General features: G+C 31.4%; 15 protein-coding genes. 1 reads left to right on the top strand and 14 read right to left on the bottom strand.

What is annotated here, in order from left to right:
• Positions 1-32: 32 nt before the first annotated feature.
• The 12 genes from SLH33_RS01740 to SLH33_RS01795 form a co-directional block, all read right to left on the bottom strand.
• Positions 33-2255 carry a beta-1,3-glucanase family protein gene (locus SLH33_RS01740; protein WP_320417336.1) on the bottom strand — a complete coding sequence of 741 codons (2223 nt, stop codon included), beginning with the start codon at positions 2253-2255 and terminating at the stop codon, positions 33-35.
• A gap of 140 nt (positions 2256-2395) precedes the next feature.
• Entirely contained in the window at positions 2396-3154 is a 759-nt protein-coding gene (locus SLH33_RS01745) for a glycoside hydrolase family 16 protein (RefSeq protein WP_320417337.1), read from the bottom strand.
• The gene (gene bglX, locus SLH33_RS01750; RefSeq protein WP_320417338.1) at positions 3151-5406 is read right to left on the bottom strand and encodes a beta-glucosidase BglX; all 2256 of its coding nucleotides are present in this window, start codon (positions 5404-5406) and stop codon (positions 3151-3153) included. Before bglX ends, SLH33_RS01745 begins: the two co-directional genes overlap by 4 nt.
• A gap of 67 nt (positions 5407-5473) precedes the next feature.
• Entirely contained in the window at positions 5474-7174 is a 1701-nt protein-coding gene (locus tag SLH33_RS01755) for a glycoside hydrolase family 16 protein (RefSeq protein ID WP_320417339.1), read from the bottom strand.
• Positions 7175-7184: 10 nt separating this feature from the next.
• Positions 7185-9347: a hypothetical protein gene (locus SLH33_RS01760; protein ID WP_320417340.1), complete on the bottom strand. Its 2163-nt coding sequence runs from the start codon at positions 9345-9347 to the stop codon at positions 7185-7187.
• A gap of 9 nt (positions 9348-9356) precedes the next feature.
• On the bottom strand, positions 9357-10850 hold the full coding sequence (locus SLH33_RS01765; RefSeq protein ID WP_320417341.1) for a RagB/SusD family nutrient uptake outer membrane protein: 1494 nt from the start codon (positions 10848-10850) through the stop codon (positions 9357-9359).
• A gap of 11 nt (positions 10851-10861) precedes the next feature.
• Positions 10862-14080, bottom strand: a complete 3219-nt coding sequence (locus tag SLH33_RS01770) for a TonB-dependent receptor (protein ID WP_320417342.1) — start codon at positions 14078-14080, stop codon at positions 10862-10864.
• Positions 14081-14276: 196 nt separating this feature from the next.
• A complete protein-coding gene (locus tag SLH33_RS01775) occupies positions 14277-17081 on the bottom strand; it encodes a triple tyrosine motif-containing protein (RefSeq protein WP_320417343.1) in 2805 nt (934 codons plus the stop codon).
• Entirely contained in the window at positions 17082-18740 is a 1659-nt protein-coding gene (locus tag SLH33_RS01780; RefSeq protein WP_320417344.1) for a solute:sodium symporter family transporter, read from the bottom strand.
• Between the two features lie 200 nt (positions 18741-18940).
• The gene (locus SLH33_RS01785) at positions 18941-19396 is read right to left on the bottom strand and encodes a PA2169 family four-helix-bundle protein (RefSeq protein ID WP_320417345.1); all 456 of its coding nucleotides are present in this window, start codon (positions 19394-19396) and stop codon (positions 18941-18943) included.
• 71 nt (positions 19397-19467) lie between these two features.
• Positions 19468-19668 carry a hypothetical protein gene (locus SLH33_RS01790; protein ID WP_320417346.1) on the bottom strand — a complete coding sequence of 67 codons (201 nt, stop codon included), beginning with the start codon at positions 19666-19668 and terminating at the stop codon, positions 19468-19470.
• Between the two features lie 32 nt (positions 19669-19700).
• On the bottom strand, positions 19701-20174 hold the full coding sequence (locus SLH33_RS01795) for a hypothetical protein (protein WP_320417347.1): 474 nt from the start codon (positions 20172-20174) through the stop codon (positions 19701-19703).
• A gap of 137 nt (positions 20175-20311) precedes the next feature.
• Here SLH33_RS01795 and SLH33_RS01800 point away from each other — a divergent pair, with 137 nt between their 5' ends.
• On the top strand, positions 20312-21349 hold the full coding sequence (locus SLH33_RS01800; protein ID WP_320417348.1) for a helix-turn-helix transcriptional regulator: 1038 nt from the start codon (positions 20312-20314) through the stop codon (positions 21347-21349).
• On the opposite strand, the gene cls is transcribed toward SLH33_RS01800, so the two are convergent.
• Together cls and SLH33_RS01810 are read right to left on the bottom strand one after the other, a co-directional pair.
• On the bottom strand, positions 21350-22774 hold the full coding sequence (gene cls / locus SLH33_RS01805; protein WP_320417349.1) for a cardiolipin synthase: 1425 nt from the start codon (positions 22772-22774) through the stop codon (positions 21350-21352). It lies immediately after the preceding gene.
• The gene (locus SLH33_RS01810; protein ID WP_320417350.1) at positions 22774-23403 is read right to left on the bottom strand and encodes an SOS response-associated peptidase family protein; all 630 of its coding nucleotides are present in this window, start codon (positions 23401-23403) and stop codon (positions 22774-22776) included. Before SLH33_RS01810 ends, cls begins: the two co-directional genes overlap by 1 nt.
• Positions 23404-23408: the final 5 nt, after the last annotated feature.

A 23408-nucleotide genomic window follows, 5' to 3' on the forward strand; every position in this document is an offset into this window, starting at 1 on the left:
TTTAGTGAACTTTAAAATCAGATTCCTTCAAATTATTTTTTGATGAATCTTTTCTCAATTCTTCTTCCATCTCTTTCAATAATTATACTGTAGACACCCGATTTTAAATCAGATACATCAATACTATTGTTGTTCACTTTTCTTTTACCAGTAACTGTTCCTGATTGAAGATTAAAGATTTGCACATTACTTTTTTCCAAGTTTGTATTGAATTGTAACGTAGTTATTACAGGATTTGGATACAAAATCAACTCCTCTTCTTTTTCTTTAGTCTCCTCTGCTACTCTAGCAGCTAGAGTATTAACTTTGGTAATACGAATCCAGTTTAGATTTACACCAGAGTTTTGAATGAAAATTCCGAAGTTGTACGTACCTGCATTCACATTTACCGTGTGTGAAATGGTTTGCCAATTTTGCCATCCACCTGTATTAGAAACATCCAAAACTCCTAGCTGAATGTTACCTGCATTTAAATCGCTTGAAATTTGTGCTCCGTTAACGGCACTGGCTACTCTGTATTCAATTACATACGAACCAGTTGATGGAAAGTTGATATTTTCATACGCCATCCAATCGCCTGTGTCTGCATACCCTACATTTAAGCCTCCGCCTACATCGGTAGTTGGTTCTGTTTCAATGCCGTTCATTGCAAAATAATCTTCTGCCTGAATTAATGTACTTGGAGCACTTCCTGCAAGTTGTACACGTACAGAAGTGGCTAAATCGTTAAAACTATAATCTACCAAGCAAGAAACATCCGAAGTGATGGTTACAACATTACCTGTAAAATTATCGCCATCGTATAACACTACTTCATATCCACTTTGTACTTTGATTGAAGAAATATCGTTATCAACCACTCCTCTAGCCTGTAATTGACCTAAAGTGTAATTGCCTAGTGGTAAGTTTACAGCATATCCATCATAATTACAATGTTTATATACCGTGGCTTCTGAAGATGAAGGCGGATTTGAATATCCATAACCTCCAAAAACCGCTACTGCTTTTGTGGGTTGAGGCGAATGTAAAGAAGGTGAATGATCTGCTACATCATCATACGCAAAACCGTAGGCTAAATTATTGATACAAATACCTGGTAAATGCCAAAATTTAGAGTAATGATTCATCGGATTTCCTTGATAGAAAGCAGATATATTATGCCAATTCTGTTCTCCGGGATTTGCAGAAGTAACATCAACCATGTGTCTGTTAATAGCAGCAGTCAACTGCGATTGGATTACCAAATCTAAATCTCCATCAACCAATCTTCTATCTAATACACCTTTTCCTTCAAGAGCTTCTTGTGTGGTGGGACGATTTTGTACACGTCCTGTACGTCCAACAAACGCGCCTGATTGCCCCACAACTTCTAGCTGTTCACCAATAACACGTCCTTTAAACACTCCTGCTTCTCCTGCATAAAAAATCAAATCTTGATTTTTGTATTTGTTCCAAATAGCATCAATATAAGAGCTTAAGTAGTTTGCGTACGGACCCACTGGTCTACCGTCACTTCCATCAGCAAAAGGAGAAGTTTTAGACGGAGCTGTGATTTCTCCGCTTTCATCATTTACACATCCTTGAAATTCATTAGGTACATTTGCTTTAAAAGCAGCAACAATTTCTTCATGTTTAAGAAGCTCTCCTACCTGTTGATAATAACCGTTAGCTCCATATAATTCTAATCCCATAGGATATTTATACGAATCTACACGAGTGGTATTTCCAAAGAAACCACCTAAATCGTTGGTGAGCTCGATCATTTCATATAAAATTCCTGTATTAGGATCGGTTGGATTTAAAGGATTAACTCCTGCGTAACCTGAAGGAGCACCTGTAGAACCATGAAAATATAAATACAACTGAGATCCTTGTGCAATAAACACTCTACACCCTTGAATAAGTGGTAGGGAGAATGTTTTGTTAGGGATTTCACTCAGTTTTGCAAAACAATTTGCGTACTTAGAATCGCCTCCTGGTCCTGTATTTCCACCAATAGATGGCCCTGTTACAGTATTGTAAGAGGAATCCATTGGTAAAATTTGACTGGTTTTGGGATCAATCCATATATGATTACCAGTACCAAGTTCTTTTCCAACAATGGCAACATAAATTTCGGCGTCACTAAACGTAGATGTGTTTTTAATTTCAAAAGGGATTGCACCTTGTGCATACAATTCGGCATTAAAGAGAAAAACGATTATAAAAATGACCGTCTTCCAATTTAAAATTGTTTTTAGATTCGGGGTTTTCATCTTAATGATTTTTATTGATTAATTAATTAATACTTGTTTACATACTTATATAAATTATGTGGTTGCAAATTTTGAAAGAACTTGCTTGTATTACTTAAAATGAAAACCCCTTCTAATTTTCATTTATATAACTGTATTTTTTACTGATAAACTTTTACGTAATCGATTATAAATTCTTGTGGAAAAATAGCATCATCTGTTACTTTACCTCCAAAATCACCACCTATAGCAAGGTTTAGAATGATGTAAAAAGGTTTGTTATATGGCCATGTTTGATCGTTCTTTTCTTCTGGAGAAAATGTATAGACTTTAGTATTGTCTATATAAAACTCAATAGCATCTTTAGTCCATGTTGTTTTATATACATGAAAATCCTCTTCAATATCATTGATGACTGTTTTCTTAGAATTTATGGTATTGCCATGGCTATCTGGTGTATGAAGCGATGTGTATATGGTGTGAGGTTCCCTACCCACATATTCCATAATATCAATTTCTCCGCATGCAGGCCATCCTTTTTCATTAATATCGTTGCCTAACATCCAAATTGCTGGCCATAATCCGTTTCCTTTCGGTAATTTTGCGCGTACTTCAATAGTACCATACTGAAATTCAAACTTTTGTTGGGTATGAATTTTTCCTGATTGATAAATAGTATCATTTTTGGTGGCTGTTATTACCAAATGACCATTTTTTAACTCTGCATTTTCTTTAGTATAGTACTCTAATTCGTTATTTCCCCATCCGCATATAGACGGACAACCATTACCTAAATCGTAATTCCAATGTTTTTCATTTAAAGTATTTCCATCAAAATTTTCTTCAAAAACCAGTTTTTTAGTCTCGTTTTGACAAGAAAACAACGCAAAACCTATTATAATGATTATAATTTTTTTCATGGTAAGGTAAATTTGGTTTGTAAAGTGGTTACAGAGCTTCCTCCTATAAATACATTAAAATCACCTGGTTCAACCAGAAACTTTCCTGTATTATCATAAAAACCAAGCTCTTTTGGCGTTAATGTAAACTGAACTGTTTTGGTTTCTCCTGCATTTAATTTAATCAATTCAAAACCTTTTAGTTCTTTTACAGGGCGAGTAATACTTGCTGAAACATCTTGAAGATATAATTGCACAACTTCTTTTCCATCAACTTTCCCCGTATTGCTAACAGCAACTTCTACAGTAACTTGATCTGAAGTTATGGCGTTAACTTTTACATCTTTATATTCAAAAGTAGCATAACTTAAACCATAACCAAACGGATATAATGGTTCGTTACTTTCATCTTGATAATGAGACCAAAACACTTCATTTTTAGGTCCGGGTCTTCCTGTACTTTTATAATTGTAATAAAGAGGGACTTGCCCTACATTTTTTGGAAAAGTCATCGGTAATTTTCCGCTTGGGTTATAATCTCCATACAACACTTGTGCAATAGCATTACCCGCTTGAGAGCCTAATTGCCAACCTTCAACAATTGCCGGAATATGTTCATTTGCCCAATTAATAGCTAATGGTCTACCATTATTTAGTACCAATACAATGTTTTTGTTTACTTTGTAAACGGCTTCTAATAGTTGCTGTTGTACTCCGGGAAGATCTAGTTTAGCTCTACTTCTACCCTCACCACTTTGATACCCTACTTCACCTAATACCATTACTACTACATCTGCTTTTTTGGCTGTAGCAATAGCCTCAGAAAAACCTGAAGTATCTGTAGTATTGATAACAAGTTCACTTGCAAAATTAGTTTCACCTGAATACAAATCAGCTCCTTTTGCATATGTTACCTTATTTCCGTTGTATTGCTGCATTCCTTCCAAAATAGAGATTGCAGAATGATCTTTAGCTGCAATACGCCAATTGCCTAACGGACTGTTTTTATCGGAAGCTAAAGCCCCTATTAATGCTATTTTTTGACCTGTTTTTTGTAAAGGCAATAAGTTGTTTTCATTCTTAAGCAAAACAATAGATTTTTTTGCCATATCTAAAGCAGCTTCGTGGATTTCTTTACTACCTATAACTTCTTTTTCTTTTGCTGTATCGCAATATTTATACGGATCATCAAACAAGCCTAATTCAAATTTTACTTTTAAAATTCTTTTAGCAGCATCCTCTATAAACTTTACATCTACTTTTCCTTCTTTTACTAAAGAAGCTAATTCATTTACATATGCATAGGATTCCATATCCATATCACAACCCGCGTTAGCAGCTAATGCAGCCGCTTCTTTTAAGTCTTTTGCATATCGATGATAGGTCATTTCCATGATTGACCCCCAATCGGACACCATAAATCCTTCAAAGTTCCAATCGCCTTTTAAAATATCTCTTTGCAAATATTTATTACCCGTTGCCGGTACTCCGTTTAACTCATTAAAGGAATTCATAAAGGTTTTTACATCAGCTTCAATAGTGGCTTTAAATGGAGGAAAGATAATATTATGTAAGGTAGATGTACCTACATCTACGGTGTTATAATCTTTTCCTGCTTCAGCAAAACCATATCCAGCAAAATGTTTAGCACAGGCAATGATGGTATTTGGGTCAGACAAATCTTCTCCTTGGAAACCTTTTACACGCGCTTTAGCTATTAAGCTTCCTAAATACGGATCCTCTCCTGCTCCTTCCATGACACGCCCCCAACGAGCATCTCTAGAAATATCTACCATCGGTGCAAACGTCCAGTTAATTCCTGCTGCAGAAGCTTCTTTGGCTGCCATTTCTGCTGATTTTTTAATCGCTTGTAAATCCCAACTAGCGGCTTCTGCTAACGGAATTGGACTTTGCGTTTCATAGCCATGAATAACATCAAAACCAATGATTAGTGGAATACCTAATCGGCTTTCTTCAACTGCTATTTTTTGAACTTTTTTTACTTCCTCAACTCCTCTTACATTAAGCATTGAACCTACCCAACCTTTTTGTAAATGTTCATATTTTTTACCAGCATCTCCTTCACTAGGCGCTGGTCCTGTTACATTCCAAAAACCATTGTATTGGTTCATTTGTCCGATTTTCTCTTCAAGTGTCATTAAAGACAAAATGGAGTCTGTTTTTTTATCTATTTCTGAAGGTTCATTATCTTTCTTTACTGAATTACAGGCAATAAAAGACAATAATACCCAAGTGGTAATTAGTTTTTTCATACATAAAAATGATTAAGCAATAGGATCAAGGTAACCCTTGATCCTATTGCTAAATAATCAATTCAAATTATTGGTATACTTTAACATAATCTACAAGCATAGAGTCTTCTGTGAAAGAAGAATCTATGGTACCTCCAAGAGTACCTCCCATAGCTACATTAAATATTAAAAAGAAGTTTTGATTAAAAGGTAATGATGCTTCATTTGTAAAAGTGAAAAACACTTGATCATCTACAGCAAAAATTATTTCTTCTGGTTTCCATTCTACAGTATATGTATGAAACTCTGTGGTTGAAGTATTTACTGTAGTTGAAGTTGTAGGTCCATTTCCTCCAGAATTACCAGGGTAATGCAACGTAGATGATGTCGAAGTTTTATTTGAACCTGTTTGTTCCATAATATCTATTTCTCCGCTATCTGGCCAACCTACCGTAGTATAGTTAGAGCCTAACATCCATAAGGCAGGCCATGTTCCTGCGGATTGTGGTAGTTGCGCTCTGATTTCTACTCTTCCATATTGAAAATCGTATAATCCTTCTGTTTTTAATCTAGCTGAAGTGTATTGGCTTCCTGAAAAATCTTCTCTTTTAGCAGTTATTACAAGATTTCCTCCTTCTACTTTTGCATTTTCAGCTCTGTCTGTATAGTACTGAACTTCACTATTTCCCCATCCGTTATCTCCTGTTCCTATATCATAGGTCCATTTTGAAGCATCTGGCGCTCCATCTGTATTAAAATCATCTTCCCAAACTAAATTGTCATAAGTATAATCTGCATCTTGAGATGGTTTTGTTGAAGTAAATTTATGATACCACGCAAAGTCATTTCCGCTTTCTACAATTCTTACAATTAATTCATCATTAGTTATAGATATAATATCATAAGTACTAGCTCCAACGTACCACCCCATAAAACCTCCGTCTGAGATTTCAAAGCTTGTTTGTCTGTATGGAGAACCGTTATACTGCCCTTCTAAAGCAGCTGTAGATTCTGATGGGGTTATGGTAACGTCTTTAACACCAAACATATTTATTGCTACAGTTTCATCATGACATTGGTCTCCGTCAACTCCAATTTTACCTGCATAAGTACCCGGTACAAAAGCAGGTCCCACAGTTTGTTCAAAGGTAACTCCTTCTGCTGTTCTTGTAAATACAAATTCATTATCATACATACAGGCTTTTTCTTCATCCCATGGACCAATACCACTCCACCAAGCTTCAAAATCAAACCCATCACCTTCTACAGGTCCTAATCCTACATGTAATGATTTATCTGCTTGCCAATACCATTTTTTAAAAGATGGGAGTTGATTTTGATCTATTACTAATTCTCCATCCTCTACCGTGGTTTGTGCTCCTGTTAAAAAAGATTCAGCTTCTACATCAGAAAAAGAACTATAAACAGTAACTTCTATAGATGAGCTAGAACCAACACCTCCTGTACCAGTAGCATTTACTATTACAGAGAATGTGTTAATACCTACTTTTGTATACCTGTGCTTAATAACTCCTGATGGAGCTACTTCTCTTTTTCCATCACCAAAATCAAACTGAAAATTAATTTCATTATCTGCTGTTGCTTTAAATACTACGAATCCAGAACCGTCTCCGTGAGGGTTGTTTTCATCTACACCTAAAACTTCAGCTGTTATACTTACATTTTTTGGAACTACAATGTCTCCTACTTCATAATCATTTTTTTGACAGCTTTTAATAAAACTTGCTGTAATGATCAAAATGATTAAACTATATATACTTTTTTTCATTTTTTATATTTTAATTATGGTAATTAAAGTCATCTATATAAGCAATTACAGTGTCTGTATTGTTCTCTGAATTAACTTGAAGTACAACTCTATTAAAATCTGTTCTATCAATTGGATTGGGTTGCCCTACTGAAACATCATTTGCAAAATCAAACGTAATTTCTTGCCAAGTATCTAAAACTAAAGGTTTAATAATTTCTGTTTGTAAAACCCAAGGTTCTGCAGCTGTACCGTCTTGTAATTTTAATGAAATTTGATTGGGCTGACTACCAGTAATACTTGATGAAGGCACATAAATTTTTAGTGTAAATTTAGCTTTTGCTGTTAAATCAAAATTAGGAGTAACATCAAAACGGATATTTGCATACTGACCTCCTGTATCGTTATATTCTAAAACTGTTGCAGATTGGTTGTTTGCATCTATATGTGGATTTGCAAACATGTTATCCATTCCACAACTATCTCCTGCCCAAGTTGTAATAGTCCCATTGCCTTCAAAATCATCTGTTGCAAATGGAGGTGTGTCTACTATTGTGTTTCCATAAGAAAAATCATCAATGTAGGCTATAACTGTATCTGTATTGTTCTCAGAATTAACTTGAATAACTACTCTGTTAAAATCTGTTCTATCAACTGGATTTGGTTGTCCTACTGAAACGTCGTTAGCAAAATCAAAGGTAACTTCTTGCCAAGTATCTAAAGCTATAGGTTTAATAATTTCTGTTTGTAGAACCCATGGTTCAGCAGCTGTACCATCTTGTAACTTTAAAGAAATTTGATTGGGTTGGCTTCCTGAAATACTTGACGAGGGTACATAAATTTTTAATTTAAATATGCTATTTCCCCCTGATAGGTCAAAATTAGTTGCATTATCAAAACGAATATTTGCATATTGACCTCCGGTATCATTATATTCTAAAACTGTAGCAGATTCATTATTTGCATCTATAAAAGGGTTTGCAAAGGCTGTGTTTAATCCTGCAGCATCACCTGCCCAAGTGGTAATATTTCCATTGCCTTCAAAATCATCAAAAAGAATAGGTACTCCTGTTTGTGCAGGGATTTTGTAGAAATAGAAGTTATCTATATAAACCACTCCTGCAGCTCCATCAGAATCTATTAGTAATTGTGTTATTTTATTTTTGTTAGCTAAGTCTCCTCCATCAAAACCTGACATATCTAAATCTATACTTTGCCATGAACCAGAAACAGTAGTTCCTAAAGACTCTTCATCTTCTCCTCCATCTATTGTATTTACTATTTTTACTAATAACTCATTGGTTGTTCCAGAAGGCACCCAATAGTCTATATGTAGTTTTTCCATAGATGAAACATCTATACCGTTTGCATAATTGGTTACCATTCCTAAAAAGTCTAAATTAGTTAACTTCCAAACGTTATTGTTATCTATAGTTATAGTTTCAAAACTGCCTAATGAAGACCAAGTTGTAGGTAATTCATCTAAAGTTACATTTGTATAAACATCACTAAAAATAGAAATAACATCTTCTTCATTTCTTGTTGGAGGTGTTGGTGCAGATTGAATAGGCTGTAAAATTTCAGTTACTTCAAAATTTTCTGAATATTCAGCTGTTTCTATAGCAGCACCTTTAGCTACAACTTTAACATCATAAGTACCTGGAGTTTGATATTGATAAGATATTGTTTCGCCTATATTGGCTGTTGCTACAGGTTGATCTACTCCGCTCTCACCAGAATAAAATTCAAAAATGGTTGCAAAGTCTGCAGTAGCTTTTATATTTACTTGTTTAGAAACTGCTTCATCGTTAGTAATATTAACTACTAGGTTTTCTGGTGCTTTAAAAGAAACTACTAATGGTTGTGTTGCTTCTGCTGTGTCTCCTTTAATATTATAGGCTATAATTTTTACATCATAGGTTCCTTCTAAATATACATGGTTAACACTTTGACCTGCTTTAACTTTTGCTGAATTTGTTGTGTCATCTCCAAAATAAATATCAAACTGTGTAGCTCCTTCTGCTGTTGGAGATATGGTAACTACACCTGTATTGTCTTGCGTTACGTTATAAGCGGCAGAGACATTTGAAGGTACAGGAACTGAATCTAAAAAACTTAAATTATTTTCATCTGTACAAGCACTAAAAATCATCAGAATGATTAGTGCTTTATATATTGTTTTAATTTTTTTCATGATAAAGTTTTATTCTGTTGAACATGTAGATGTAGCGTAACCTTTATTTTGGCACCATCTATTACCTGCCAATTCGATTTCAATTCTTGGAATTGGAAATACTTCATTTTTACCAGATTGGAAACCAGGAATTGTACTGGTTTTACCTGTTCTAACTTGATCAAAAAAGCGATGTCCTTCTCCTGCTAGTTCTAATCTTCTTTCAGCCCATACATTTTCTAAATTAGCGGGAATTCTATGGTTAGTATCTCCAAAAGCTCTATCTCTTACTAAATCTAATAAGTCTTGTGGGTTATTTAATGGTGTTGTAGCTAATAAATTGGCTTCTGCAGCCATTAATAAAACATCTGAATAACGTATAGCTCTATAATTATTACCATGTGTAATTCGGAGATCTGGTAAATTAGCTTCTTGGTATACCATATATTTATGATTGTAATACCCTGTATATTCGTTTCTTGTAGCATATGTTAGCCCCGGATGAGCATCAGCGTAAGCTTCTATATCAAAAATAGTAGGTTCTAGTCTTGTATCTCCTGGTTGATATAGATCAACAAGTAATTGTACAACAGGACTAAAAGTATTACCATCATCATACGGACCCCAAAGCTCCTTATCTCCTGTAAATCTTGGAGACATAAAACCTGCAGCTACATTTCCTTCAGAGTATTCTAGCTGACCGTAATCTCCTCCTTCAACACCAATAGAATATTGAATTTCAAATACAGATTCTTTGTTGTTTTCATTGTTATTTAAGAAAATTGTACTAAAATCTGATACTAATTCATATTGACCTGATGAAATAACTTTGTTAAAAGCATTGGCCGCTTCATTATATTTTTCTTGATATAGATAAATTTTACCTAACAAAGCTAAAGCAGCTCCTTTGGTAGCTCTACCTGGTTGTGATTGTTGCCAAGGCAAATTGTTAATAGCTGTATTTAAATCAGCTTCTATTTGAGTATATACTTCTGATTTTGGTGCTCTATCAATAGATTGAGATTCTGGCACCGTAATTCTTCTATCTACATATAAAGGTACATCTCCAAAGAATTTAACCAATTGAAAATAATAATATGATCTTAAAAATAAGTTTTCAGCTAACAATTCTTGTTTTCTATCAAAAGTTGTTTTATTTTGAAATTCTACGATATAATTAGCTCTACTGATACCTGCATACATCCATTTCCAAACGTTTCTTAGGGCGTTATTATCGGGCGTATGTATCATGTCATCTATTTGTTGCCACTCTATAACATCATTGGCTCTTTCGCCACCACAAAGGCTATTATCTGATGCTATTTCACCTAAAATATGATTTAGGTAATTGGTTCCTAAAAGGTCATAAACTCCTATAAGAGCATCTTCATAGTCTTGTTGAGAATTAAAGTAATTTTCTGAATTTTGTTTTCCTTCTGGAGTTATTTCTAAGTAATCATCACAAGAAATAATTGAAATTATTACAAGTACAATTACTGATATGTTTTTAAATTTATTTTTCATAATGAGTAATTTTAAAATGAAATATTAACACCTGTTGTAAATGTTCTTGTTTGAGGATATTGACCCAAGTCAACACCTGCAGCTAAAGGATCTGCGTTAGAAACATCTGGATTATAACCACTATATTTTGTAAAAGTGTATAAATTATTAACAGCAAAATAGAGTCTTATTTTATCTGCTTTTATTTTATTTAGTAAGCTATTAGGTAAAGTATAACCTATTTGTACGTTTTGAATTCTTAGAAAAGAACCATCTTCTACATAAAAATCTGAAAACAGTGTATTTCCTGAAGAACTGGTTGTAGCTCTTGGAACTGAATTAGAAGTTCCTTCTCCAGTCCATCTATCTAAATAAAGTCTAGGTTTGTTACTGTAGCTTAAAAAACGCTCATAGCTTCTTACTACATCATTACCTACAGATGCATATAAAGATGTTGAAAAATCTACATTTTTGTATTCTATATTAAAATTCATTCCCATTGTAAAATCTGGAATTGGATTACCTATCATAGTTAAATCATCTTCACTACCATACTCTATTTTTCCATCTCCGTTTATATCTTTAAATTTTAAATCTCCAGGTTGTGCTCCAGTTTGATATTCTTCATCTGTACTAATTACCCCGTCATTGTTAGCGTCAACATTCAAGGCATCTATTTCTGCTTGGTTTTGAAAAACACCATCGGTTTTTAATCCGTAAAAAGCTCCCATAGGTAAACCACTTTGAAATCTAGAAGTAGTTTGAGATAGATCAAATACACCTGTACTAATAAAACCAGCAGAGTTATTCACTTTTATGGTGTTATTGTTAACAGTAGTCAAATTTACACCTACACCTATTCTTAAATCTTGCGTGAATTGATGGTTATAATTAATAGATAAATCTACACCTTTATTTTCAACAGTACCGGCATTAACAATTGGAGGGTTGCTTCCTGGAGCTGCACTTCCTACCACACCTGATATTTCGGCTACTGTTAATAAATCTTCAGTTCTCTTTTTATAATAATCAAAAGTTACGTTTAAATCACCATTAAATAAACTGGCATCAAAACCTATATTTAATTGTTCATTGGTTTCCCATTGCAGATCAGGATTAGCTAGTTCTCCAAGGGCATTTCCATAGTATAAATTGTCTCCAAATGAATAAGATGCTTCAGTTCCATTGGTTCCTTGTAAAAAACCAATCCATCTGTAGCTTCCTATTTTATCATTACCTGTTATACCCCAACTTCCTCTTAATTTTAAATTTGAAATGGTTTCAGACTCATAAAATTCTTCTTTATTAATAACCCAACCTGCAGATAATGAAGGAAAATACCCTATGCGGTTGTTAGGTCCAAATCTTGTTGAAGCATCTCTTCTTAGCATTGCAGAGAAAAGATATTTACCATCGTAATCATATTGTAATCTTCCAAAAAGGGAAAACCATCTATCTTCATTAATGTACTGTGCTGGACTTACATTTTGATTTACTGTATCAGATGTTATATTATTATCTTCATCTCTTACTTCATCGTAGATAAAAGAGCTAGTATTAAATATATAAGCGTTACTCCAATTGTCTCTATCTGGACTTACGGTTAAAAAACCTGAAACCCAATTTTCATTTTTCTTTTCACTTCGTATAGAAATACCTGCTAAGGCAGTAATGTTATGTTTATCAAATGAAGTTTTGTATTCTAAAAAGTTTTCAAAAGTAAAGTCAAAATAAGTATGTCTGTTTTCGTTTACAGTACTAAAAACATCTGTAGTACCATTGTCATTTCTATCTAAATCAAATTGATTACCATCTAAATCTATATTATTGACTACTTTACCAGACCCATAATAGCTTAATGGAAAGTACTCTCTTTGGTATACATTGGCGTAATTGAAATTAAAGCGGCTAGTAGCTTTTAAATTTTCAATTACATCATATTGTAATTCTAATTTTCCAGTAAATCTATTTGTTTTCTCTTCATTATAAGTATTATTGATTACAGCAAAAGGGTTTACTATTTCCGATCCCTGCTCATCCCCAATATAAGTGAAACCTCTTGAAGGTCCTGTACCATCAGTTCCGTCATAAATAGAAGTTAATGGAGAAGCATTCAATGCGTAATATAAAGTAGAGCCTCTACCGTTTTCATTAATTCTTCTTCTTTTATTATTGGTATATAATAATAAGGTATTTAATTTTAACTTATCTGTTAGATCAATACCTAAATTGTTTTTGATTGTTAATCTGTTAAAATAAGATTTATCTGGTGCAATAATACCTTCTTGAGAAAAGTAACCTACACTGGTATTATGAGTTATATTTTCAGAACCACCACTAGCACTTAAGCTATGACTAATTATTGGAGAGGTAGTAAATAGTTCTTTCTGCCAATTAGTACCCACTCCTAAATTACCAATGTTAGTGTAAGGTATTGGATTACCATTAGCTATTTCAGATTCATTAACATAAATAGCATATTCACTTGCATTCATTAAATCTAGTTGATTTGATGCTTCTTGTAATGAAACATATGTATTATAACCAAATCTTGTCTTTCTATCTTTCTTACCACTTTTAGTGGTAATTAAAATTACACCATTTGCGGCTTGCACACCATAAATAGCAGAACTGGCATCTTTAATAATGTCCATTCTTTCAATATCATCTGGATTAATTACACTTAAATCTTCACCAATATTAATACCGTCAACAATAACTAATGGATTGTTATTACCATTAGTTGTAACACCACGTATTCTAATATTTAAAGAAGAACCAGGAGAACCCGAATTAGCAGAAACTTGAACACCGGCAGCATTACCTACTAAAGCTTCTTCTATTCTTGTTGGGTTGTTTTCTGTTATTTTTTCTGCAGTTAAACTAGAAAAAGCACCAGATACCAATTCTTTTCGTTGTGTACCATAACCAACAACCACCACTTCTTCTAAAACTTGGTCACCTTGTTCTAGCGCTACCGAAATTGTTTTTTGAGTTCCTACAGTTACTTCCTTTGTTTTCATTCCTACAAAAGAAAATACAAGAACATCGGTTGGTTTTATGTTTTTAAGTTGATAATTTCCATCAAAATCTGTTTCGGTTCCTGTGGTTGTGCCTTTAACAATTACCGCTACACCTGGTAAAGGATCTCCTGTAGATTTTTCAGTTATAATACCAACAACAGTTTTGGTTTGTGAAACACAAATTGTAGTTGATAAAATTGAAAATACTAATAGCAATAGTTTTCTCATATATAGTAAGTTTTGATTTTTCATTAAAATTAGGTTAGTTTTTTGTTAAATGTTTAAAAAAACACACTACAAAAAACATACATCTTAATTTTAGTTCTCGTAAAGCCTATAAAAATCAATAGGTTTGATTGTTTTTTTTTATGTTAAAAAACCTACATGTAGTGTTGATGTTTGGTTGTTATTTGTTAGTGTAGTGTTATTTTATTTCTAAAATATAAGTGGTTAGATTGATATCATGGGGTAAATTCATCTTTTTACGCAATCGATATCGTTTAACTTCTACACTTTTGGGTGAAATATTTAAAAGTGGTGCTATTTCTTTGGAAGATAGATTTAAACGTAAATAAGCACAAAGTCTAAGGTCGTTTGGAGTAAGTGATGGATGCAAATTCTTTATTTTTTTTATAAAGTCTTTATCAGCATTATTAAAGGCTTCTTTAAACATTTGCCAATCATCGGTATTATTAAGATTTTGATTTATAATTCGTATTACTTTTTTTGTGCTCTTTTCATCTCCTGGCTTTAATTCATTTTTAATTGAGCTTAAAAATTCATTCTTTTTAATAATACTCATAGTTGAAATTGCCAGTTCTCTATTTTTACTTTCTACATCTGCTTTTAACTGTTCATTTTTTATTTTCATAAGCTCTTTTTCATTAGCTAATGATTTGAACTCGAAATCCTTTTTTTGCTTTTCTAATAATTTTTCACGTTGATCTTCATAGTGTTTTTTATAAAAATTATGCATAAATATTGAAAATAACAGGATGATTAAAAAATAACCAATTAGCATTATATTTGATAAATACCATGGGCGTAATACAGTAAATGTGTAACTAATTTCGTTAGTGCTAATAGTGTTACCTACTTTGCCTCTTACCTTTAAAGTATAATTTCCAAAAGATAAATTTTTAAACAACACAGATGGATTGGTGGACCAAGGTGACCAATGCTCATTATGTCCTATTAATTTATATTGATAATATACTGTTAGATCTTTTCCAAAATAGGGTATACTATAGAAAAAGTTAATATTATTATGCTCATATTTTAGTGTAGAGTTTTCATGGAAATTAAGTAGTGATTTTTCTCCATTTAAGGAACTTTTTACTATTGAATGGAGTTTTACAGTATAATTACTATCGCCATTCAATCTATCTAAATCAGCAATTACATATCCATCCAATCCCCCAATTAAGTATTTATTATCTTCTAACTTATTAATGTTTTCATATCCTAAAGGTTTTTTTATTAAGTTGTTAGACACATGTATGGATCTTAGTTTAAATTGAGAGCTTAAGTTTCCTGGGGATAAAGAGTGAATATTGTTTTTAGAAAAGCTCCAAAGTTTATTTGTTTGGTTATCAAAAATTAACTTACCGGAGGTGTAGTTTTTTTTAGTTATAAGTTTGCTTAATAGTGTGTCTTTTATAAAGGTGTTTTGATCATTATCATATTTATAAATCCCTTTTTTTGAGGTATATAAAACGTTTTTATTGTAAGAAATTAGACTTGAGTGCAACCCCTTACCCATTAAAGAATCTCTTGTTACAGATGTTATTTGCTTAAGATCTTCTGTAATTTGTAATTTAAAAAGGCCTTTATACTCATGATTAACAAATATTTTATTAGGTTTTTTAAATACAAAATATCTGCTAGAAATATCAAAACCTTCAATTTTATGTGAATATTCCCATGTTTTATGATACTTTTTGAGTATGTGCAATCCATTATAATTCCCTTGTAAAAGAGTATTTTTATCTACTTTTTGAAAATCCCACGCACCTTGTTCATTTGCAATTTTAATTATTTTGTTGTTTTTAACAACGTAAGTACCTGAATTATGTCCGCAAAAAAGCTCATCATCAATTACTTTTAAAGACCATACTTGTCCTTGGCTGCCTTCAATAAAACTAAAATCTGAACCTGAATTATATTTTTTAAAGAATAAACCTTGATTTGTGCCTAAGTATAAATTATTTTGATGAATGATTGAAGTATATACCGTACCTACATTACCTTTTAAATCTTTAAAAATCTTAAATGGAGAATTAATATTAACCACTCCTACTCCATTGTCTAATCCTAACCAAACATTTTTGTCAATATCTTCATAAATTGATAAAACAGTATTATTATTTAATCCGTTTTTTTTATTCAATTCAAACTCTATTTCTCCTGTTTTGTTTACATATATAGCACCATGCGATATAGTTCCGAGCACTAAATCTTTGTTAGAGAGTTGAATTGCATTGTAAATAGTTTTTCCTTTAAGAAAGGTGTTTAACTTCTGTTTCCACTGAATTAAAGCTTTATCTTTAAGTTCAAAAACACCATCAATAGCCGTTACAAATAAAAATGAGTTTTCTGTTTTAACAATATCTACTACATTGTTGCTTTTTAAAACATCATAATCCCATACTAATGAAGCTTTACCTTGTTCTATTTTAAAAATTCCTTTGTTTATTTGATGGAAATATATAGTATCATCTATTTTGAAAATTTTTGTTATGGAAGTTTCTGCATTAATTGTTTTAACCTTATTTGATTTTAAGTTTAGAAGATAAATTCTTTGTAATGATTGAAATAAAACCCAATCATCAAGTGTAATAATATTCCAAAACTGTTCATCTTCTAAAAGAGGTATCTGCAATTTTTCTGTTAATGAAGTATAGTGTAAACTCCCTGAGTTGTCTTTAACCCAGTATCCAAAATTCATGTGAAATCCTGTAAAAATTTTATCTTTAATAACTTTTACAGATCTCATTATAGTTTCATTGGGTGTTGGGTATAGTTTCCACTCAGCACCATTAAACTCTAATAAACCTTTATTATTTGCTAAATATGTTTCGCCTTTATCTGACTGAGATATTGCCCAATTTTGAGATTCAGCCTTATAACTTTCTGATAAAAACGTATTGATTGGTGGTAACTCCTGCGCAGATAAATGAATACACCAAAAAGATAATAAACAAAGGTAAAATAGGTTTTTAGTTTTCAATTATGAGAAATATATATAGATTACAATTACAATTATACAAATTATCAAACCAATAAGCTTAGTGTATTTCCACGGAGTAATATCTACATTATTTGTAAAAGCTTGTTTATATGCTTCTTTTTGAGGATATAGTTTACCTATAGCTAGCATAATAAGAATATTTAATAAAAATAAAACAGCCATAATATGTAAAAAATGAGGGTAAGCTTGTGCTGTAATTATTTTTATATCTTCAGGAGTTACATTTTTTGCCGTTTGTATGTTGTGTAATGCTTTGTTAACTAGGTATGGTCTAACAAAAAATTCGCTAATAACATATAAAAAAGATCCGGATAACAAACCAATTTTAGCAGCAATAGCAGGTACTTTTTTAGTAAGCAAACCGACAAAAATTATTGTTAAAATAGGAATACTATATATTCCGTTTATTCTCTGTAAGTATGCAAAAATACTTTCTAAGCTAGCTAAAAAAGGTGCAATTAACATAGCGAAAAAGGCCAAAGTAACACCAAATAGCTTTCCGTATTTAACTATGGTTTTTTCAGTAGCATTTTTATTGATATGGGTTTTGTAAATATCAACCCCAAATAATGTTACAGAGCTATTTAATACACTATTAAATGAACTTAAAATAGCTCCAAAAAGCACTGCAGCAAAAAAGCCAATAAACTCTTTAGGAAGCACATTTTTAACCAATTCTCCATAAGATTCATCTGCAGAATTAACATTTAACATTCCTTTACTGTGCATGTAAAAAGCAATCATACCTGGAAGCACCACTATAATTGGCCCGAGTATTTTAATAAAAGCGCCTAATAAAAGTCCTTTTTGACCTTCTTTTAAGTTTTTAGCTCCTAATGCTCTTTGAATTATTTGCTGGTTGGTTCCCCAGTAAAATATCTGAACAAGCATCATACCCGTAAAAATAGTTGCAAAAGGAACAGAAGCTGTTTTATTACCTAGTGCGTTAAATTTTTCAGGAATGCTGGCTTGTAATGTTTGTACTCCATTAATTAAATTTCCTTCTCCAATAACTACTAAGCCAAAAATAGGAATTAACAATCCACCTAAAAGAAGTCCAATTGCATTTATTGAATCGGACACAGCAACTGCTTTTAAACCTCCAAAAACGGCATATATTGCTCCTATAATTCCAATAGCCCAAATACAAAGCCATAAAGCAGCATTTTTTGAAATATTGAACACTTCTGGAATGTTGAACATTCCGCTAATTGCCAATGAACCTGAATACAATATAGTTGGTAAAAGCACTACTACATATCCAGTTAAAAATAGAACAGAAGTTAATGTTTTGGTTGTAGTGTCAAATCGATCTTCTAAAAATTGAGGTATGGTAGTTAATCCACTTTTTAAATATTTGGGTAATAAATATATGGCTGTCAATATCATGGCTATAGCTGCAAATGTTTCCCATGCCATGACCAATATTCCTTCTGAATAGGCTGCTCCATTTAAACCTACAATTTGTTCTGTTGATAAATTAGTTAGAAGCAAAGAACCAGCAATGACGCCTGCGGTTAGACTTCTGCCTCCTAAAAAATAACCATCAGAGGTTTTTTCATTTGTTTTTCTTGTTGAAGTGTATGCAATTACTGCCACAACAACTGTAAATGCAATAAATGATAAAATACCTAACATTAGTGAGTTTGTTTGTAGTTTACTAATGTAGCTTTTTTATACGTTGTTAAGGTGAAAAACTATTAATGTATGGTTTTTGTATAGGTGTGTTTTTAAGCTTTATTGAGTGTAAAGCATTGTTAGGTAATACTTTTTGTATTTTTCATAAAAAAACTCCAATCTTATTGATTGGAGTTATAGTTTAGCTATTAAATTTGGTTCTAAGATTTAATATCTTCTAATTTATGAATTAAAACCGTATCACTTATAATCTGATCTCTTTGGTTTTTTAATAAATTAGCTGTAGATTGAGGTAAATGCTCATCAGAATTGATTACTTCATTGTACTCTTCAATAGATGCTTTTTCTCCTCTAATTGCTTCTTCTAACATAACTTCATCATTGTCTGAAGAAAAAAGAGCTTTTGTATTCATCCATGCTCTGTGCGCAGCACCTTTAATACTACCCCCTTCATCCGGAGTTTTACCAAATGTTCTAATTTCTGTTTTTAATTGATCTGCAAAGTTTCTACGTTCTCTTGCTTTTTTTTCAAAAAATTGAGTTAAAGCATTTCCTTTTGCATTTTCAGAGGCTGTTCTGTAGCCTTTTTCTGCATCATAATTCTTCTCTAATAATCCGTTTAATTGATTACTTACTGCTTCTGTGTAACTATACATAATTTTTTACTTTAAGGTTAACAAGTAACTTCTTTAAAGATGCTTACTATTTAACATCGTATTTCATAAAATTATTTTTTGGGCGTAAATAAACCCGCTAATAATACTACAACACCTAAGCCTAAGCTTATGTATGCATTATCGTTGTTTTGCGATTCAAATTCAGCAATACCAAGATCAACAGATGCTTCAGGTGTTACTAGTTCATATCCGCCATATGCCAATAAAGCTATACCAGCTATTATTAGTATTAATTTTATTGTTTGATTCATAATAGTTGTGTTTTAAGATTAGTTAATATGTATTAAAATTGATACCTGATTCCTAAAGCAATATCAAGATCCAGATCATCACTATAGTCATCATTAAAACCTAGCTCAGGTCTAATATCTAAAGACATTACTAGTGGTATGTTAAAATTATACTCAATACCTAAATCGGCAGCCACTAAAGCAAAAGCTCCATCACCTGAAGGGGCATCATAAGATCCTACTCCTGCACCAGCACCCACAAACCAGTTAAAGTTTTCATCTAAAGCATTAACCCACTGGTATAAACCTACAAGCTTAAATGCATCAACTTCATTTGAGTTTCTAAAACCTAAGTCAAATTCTAAGCGATTATTATCATTTAAATACCGTTGGTATGATATTTCACCTCCAAATCCGTCATTATCACCTACTCTAATACCTAATGCATTTTTAGAAATACTTTGTGAGTATGCTATACTAGTTAACAATAATAAACCACCAAATAATACTGATTTTATGTTTTTCATAATGTTCTAATTTTTAATTATGATACAAAGTTACTGGTATAGCTTCATGGTAGTTAGCTCAATACAATTAGATGTTTGCTCATTTACCATTTAGTGGTTAAATAATTAATTGATTATATTTATAGTTTAACATGCCTATGAAAACAATTAATATAGTAACTCAAAGTACTAAGGGGTTTGTAGAACAAATTCAGCAAATCATAGGAGGTACCTTTTCTGAAAGATGGGGTGAGCATGTTTTATCTATTAACAATGATAATGCAAAAGGCACTATTACATATATAATGTTTGATTGGGGAGGAAGCTTATTAATATACAATATTGTTTTTTTTGAAGATATTGAACTTATAATAGATGCTACCCAATTTAATCCAATACACTTTATGTATGCTACTGAGGGTCATTTTTATCATAAGTTTAAAAAAGAAAGAAAGAAAAGAAAAATAGAGCAGTTTCAACCAGCTATTATTACTAGTAAAGAAGAGGGTTATAATTATACTTATTTTGATAAGCACATTAAAACACACGTTAACTCAATTCAAATAAACAGAATAAAATTTTTAAAAAAACGTCTTAACGATGCTTCCATATTAAATCAAAGTTTATATAAAGTTTTTCATGATGAACATCATGAAAAGGTTTTTGCTTATATAGGTACTTTTAATTTAAAAATTGCCAATTTAATTAAGCAATTGAATGTCATTAAACAAAAAGGTATGATTAGAATTATGATGAAAGAAGGAATCGTTTATCAAATCTTATCTGCTCATATGATTCAGCATACTAAAGATTTAAAAAGAAAAAAGGAAGCTAAAAGCTCTTTAACTAAAAAAGAACTTAATAAAGTTAGAAAAATTAGTCAGGATATTTTAAAAGATGTATCTAAAGACTATAATGTAGATGACTTAGCATTGCAATGTGCAATTTCTCAAGCTAAACTACAAGAGGGGTTTAAAACTTTATACGCCAGAACTGTTATAGAGTATTTAAGACATGTTAGATTAGAAGAAGCAAGAGATTTATTAAATAATACAGATTATAATATATCACAAGTGGTTTATTCTATTGGTTTTAGTAGTAGAAGTTATTTTTCAAAAATTTTTAAAAGAAAATATGGAATAAGTCCAAGCAAATTTTTAGCAAATAAGAAAAAAGGAGAAATTAGAGAATTTTAATTATAATAGCGGACTTAAAATTTTAGAAAAACCTTCTAGTAATTTTGTTTTTAAAGATCTGTTTACAAAAGAATTATAATCAAGAATGTTGCAATCATCTATATTCTTAATAAAATCTTTAGCTAGCTCTTTAGCAATAGCAGTATCATACATTAAAGTATTTACTTCATAATTGTGTTCAAAGCTTCTAAAATCAAAGTTTCCTGATCCTACTGAGGCTATTTCTTCATCTACTATCATAAGCTTACTATGAGAAAATCTGTCTTTTAGTATATAAATATTAGCTCCGGTTTTAAGTAAGTCTTCAAAATTACCAAACATACTATATTTTGCTATTTTGCTATCATTATTTTTAGGTACCATTATTTTAACATCTACACCTCTCAAAACAGCCATTTTTAAAGCTTCTAAAAGTGATTTATTAGGAATAAAATATGGGTTTTCTATAAAAATTGATTTTTGAGCTGTATTAATCATCATAGTGTATTGATGAAGAATAGATAGGTAATTATGGTCAGGACCACCTGTTATTAATTGAACTAAAGAATCTCCTTTTTTTGATTGATTTGGTAAGTATTTTTTGGATGAAATTAATGTATTGTTATTCGCAAAAAAATAATCTTTAATAAATACTCTATGCAAATGATCTACAATGGCTCCTTCTAGTTTTAAATGTAAATCATCCCAAATACCTAATCTTGTTTTCTTTTTAATGTATTTATCAGATACATTCATACCTCCAGTAAAACCTACCACCCCATCAACAATGGCTATTTTTCTATGATTTCTATAATTTAAAGTAGAAAGAATGGTTCCAATTTTTAAAGGCAGTATAGGGTGTATTTCAGCACCTAATTGTTTTAATTTTTTAACGGATTTATTTTTCCATCCATAGCTACCAAAAGCATCATATAAAATACGGATTTCTACTCCTTTTTTAATTTTTTCTTGAAAGAGAGCTAATAGTTTGTCTAATAATTCACCTTCTTCCAAAATATAATATTGTATGTGAATAAATTTTTCTGCCTTACTAAAAGCTTCAAAAATAGCATCGAAGTTAGATTTACCATCCATTAGAAGAGTAATTTTATTACCATCTACAGCAGGAAATCCTGAACTTTTTTGCAGTAACTTACCTACTGCTCCATATTTATCAGCATTAAATTTATGAGCAAATTCATCAATGGTTTTACTGCTATGGTTAAGGCTATATAGTTTTCTTTTAGCATTGAAATTTAGGCTAAAAAACTTGAATCTTTTTCTATTGATACCAAAGAGGATGTAAAAAAAAACACCAATAAAAGGTAAAACTATAGTAATTATTATCCAGCTAATAGATCTGGCAGGTCTATTACCATAAAGAATAATACTAAAGAATGCCCATAACGAAGTGACAATATATAACGCTATAAAAACATTTTGCATTATGATGCTATTTTTTGTACAATAAGATTAGAAAGATAAGGTTTTGAAATCATATATTTTAAATTATCTAACTTCGTTGTGTTATCTAACCAAATATTCTTAAAAATTTTTGGTATTTGTAATGGCATGCAGTTATAAATATTATCATAAGCGTCTAAGACATCTTCAGTTTCTGTGTTAATAATTGTGCAAGTTTTAAAACCATCATCAGTAACATTATATATACCAGCTAAATAAAAAGGTTCTCTATTCTTTTTTTCTACCAAATATCTAATAATTTTATTGTTTTTAATTTTATAAATGTAAAACCCTGTTGCTAATATTAAACAACGTCTTTTAAACAATGCTTCTTTGTAAAGTATGTTGTTAAATAATTCATTTTTATTAGTATGAATGGTATTTTTTATTTTTTGAAAGGCTCCCCATGAATCTTTAAAATTATGAGGTAAAATACCCCAAATACCTTGAGATATTATATTTGGATTTTCCATAGTAATTATGCTAACACTTTGCTCTTTTAATCCGTCTATATTTCTTTTTGGTTTATATATATTAGGATACTTAAGTTTTAGCTTAGTAAAATCTTCAATTAAAGTTTTGCTTGCTATGTTAGATAATTTATATTTCATTTTAA

Source organism: Tenacibaculum sp. IB213877 (assembly GCF_034043975.1).
Classification (GTDB): domain Bacteria; phylum Bacteroidota; class Bacteroidia; order Flavobacteriales; family Flavobacteriaceae; genus Polaribacter.

Bases quoted from the DNA above. Each gene is read 5' to 3' on its own strand.
- SLH33_RS01800 (WP_320417348.1), top strand. From the start codon at position 20,312: ATGAAAACAATTAATATAGTAACTCAAAGTACTAAGGGGTTTGTAGAA.
- SLH33_RS01780 (WP_320417344.1), bottom strand. From the start codon at position 18,740: ATGTTAGGTATTTTATCATTTATTGCATTTACAGTTGTTGTGGCAGTA.
- SLH33_RS01740 (WP_320417336.1), bottom strand. From the start codon at position 2,255: ATGAAAACCCCGAATCTAAAAACAATTTTAAATTGGAAGACGGTCATT.
- SLH33_RS01770 (WP_320417342.1), bottom strand. From the start codon at position 14,080: ATGAGAAAACTATTGCTATTAGTATTTTCAATTTTATCAACTACAATT.
- SLH33_RS01790 (WP_320417346.1), bottom strand. From the start codon at position 19,668: ATGAATCAAACAATAAAATTAATACTAATAATAGCTGGTATAGCTTTA.
- SLH33_RS01745 (WP_320417337.1), bottom strand. From the start codon at position 3,154: ATGAAAAAAATTATAATCATTATAATAGGTTTTGCGTTGTTTTCTTGT.
- cls (WP_320417349.1), bottom strand. From the start codon at position 22,774: ATGCAAAATGTTTTTATAGCGTTATATATTGTCACTTCGTTATGGGCA.
- SLH33_RS01810 (WP_320417350.1), bottom strand. From the start codon at position 23,403: ATGAAATATAAATTATCTAACATAGCAAGCAAAACTTTAATTGAAGAT.
- SLH33_RS01755 (WP_320417339.1), bottom strand. From the start codon at position 7,174: ATGAAAAAAAGTATATATAGTTTAATCATTTTGATCATTACAGCAAGT.
- SLH33_RS01785 (WP_320417345.1), bottom strand. From the start codon at position 19,396: ATGTATAGTTACACAGAAGCAGTAAGTAATCAATTAAACGGATTATTA.
- bglX (WP_320417338.1), bottom strand. From the start codon at position 5,406: ATGAAAAAACTAATTACCACTTGGGTATTATTGTCTTTTATTGCCTGT.
- SLH33_RS01795 (WP_320417347.1), bottom strand. From the start codon at position 20,174: ATGAAAAACATAAAATCAGTATTATTTGGTGGTTTATTATTGTTAACT.
- SLH33_RS01760 (WP_320417340.1), bottom strand. From the start codon at position 9,347: ATGAAAAAAATTAAAACAATATATAAAGCACTAATCATTCTGATGATT.
- SLH33_RS01765 (WP_320417341.1), bottom strand. From the start codon at position 10,850: ATGAAAAATAAATTTAAAAACATATCAGTAATTGTACTTGTAATAATT.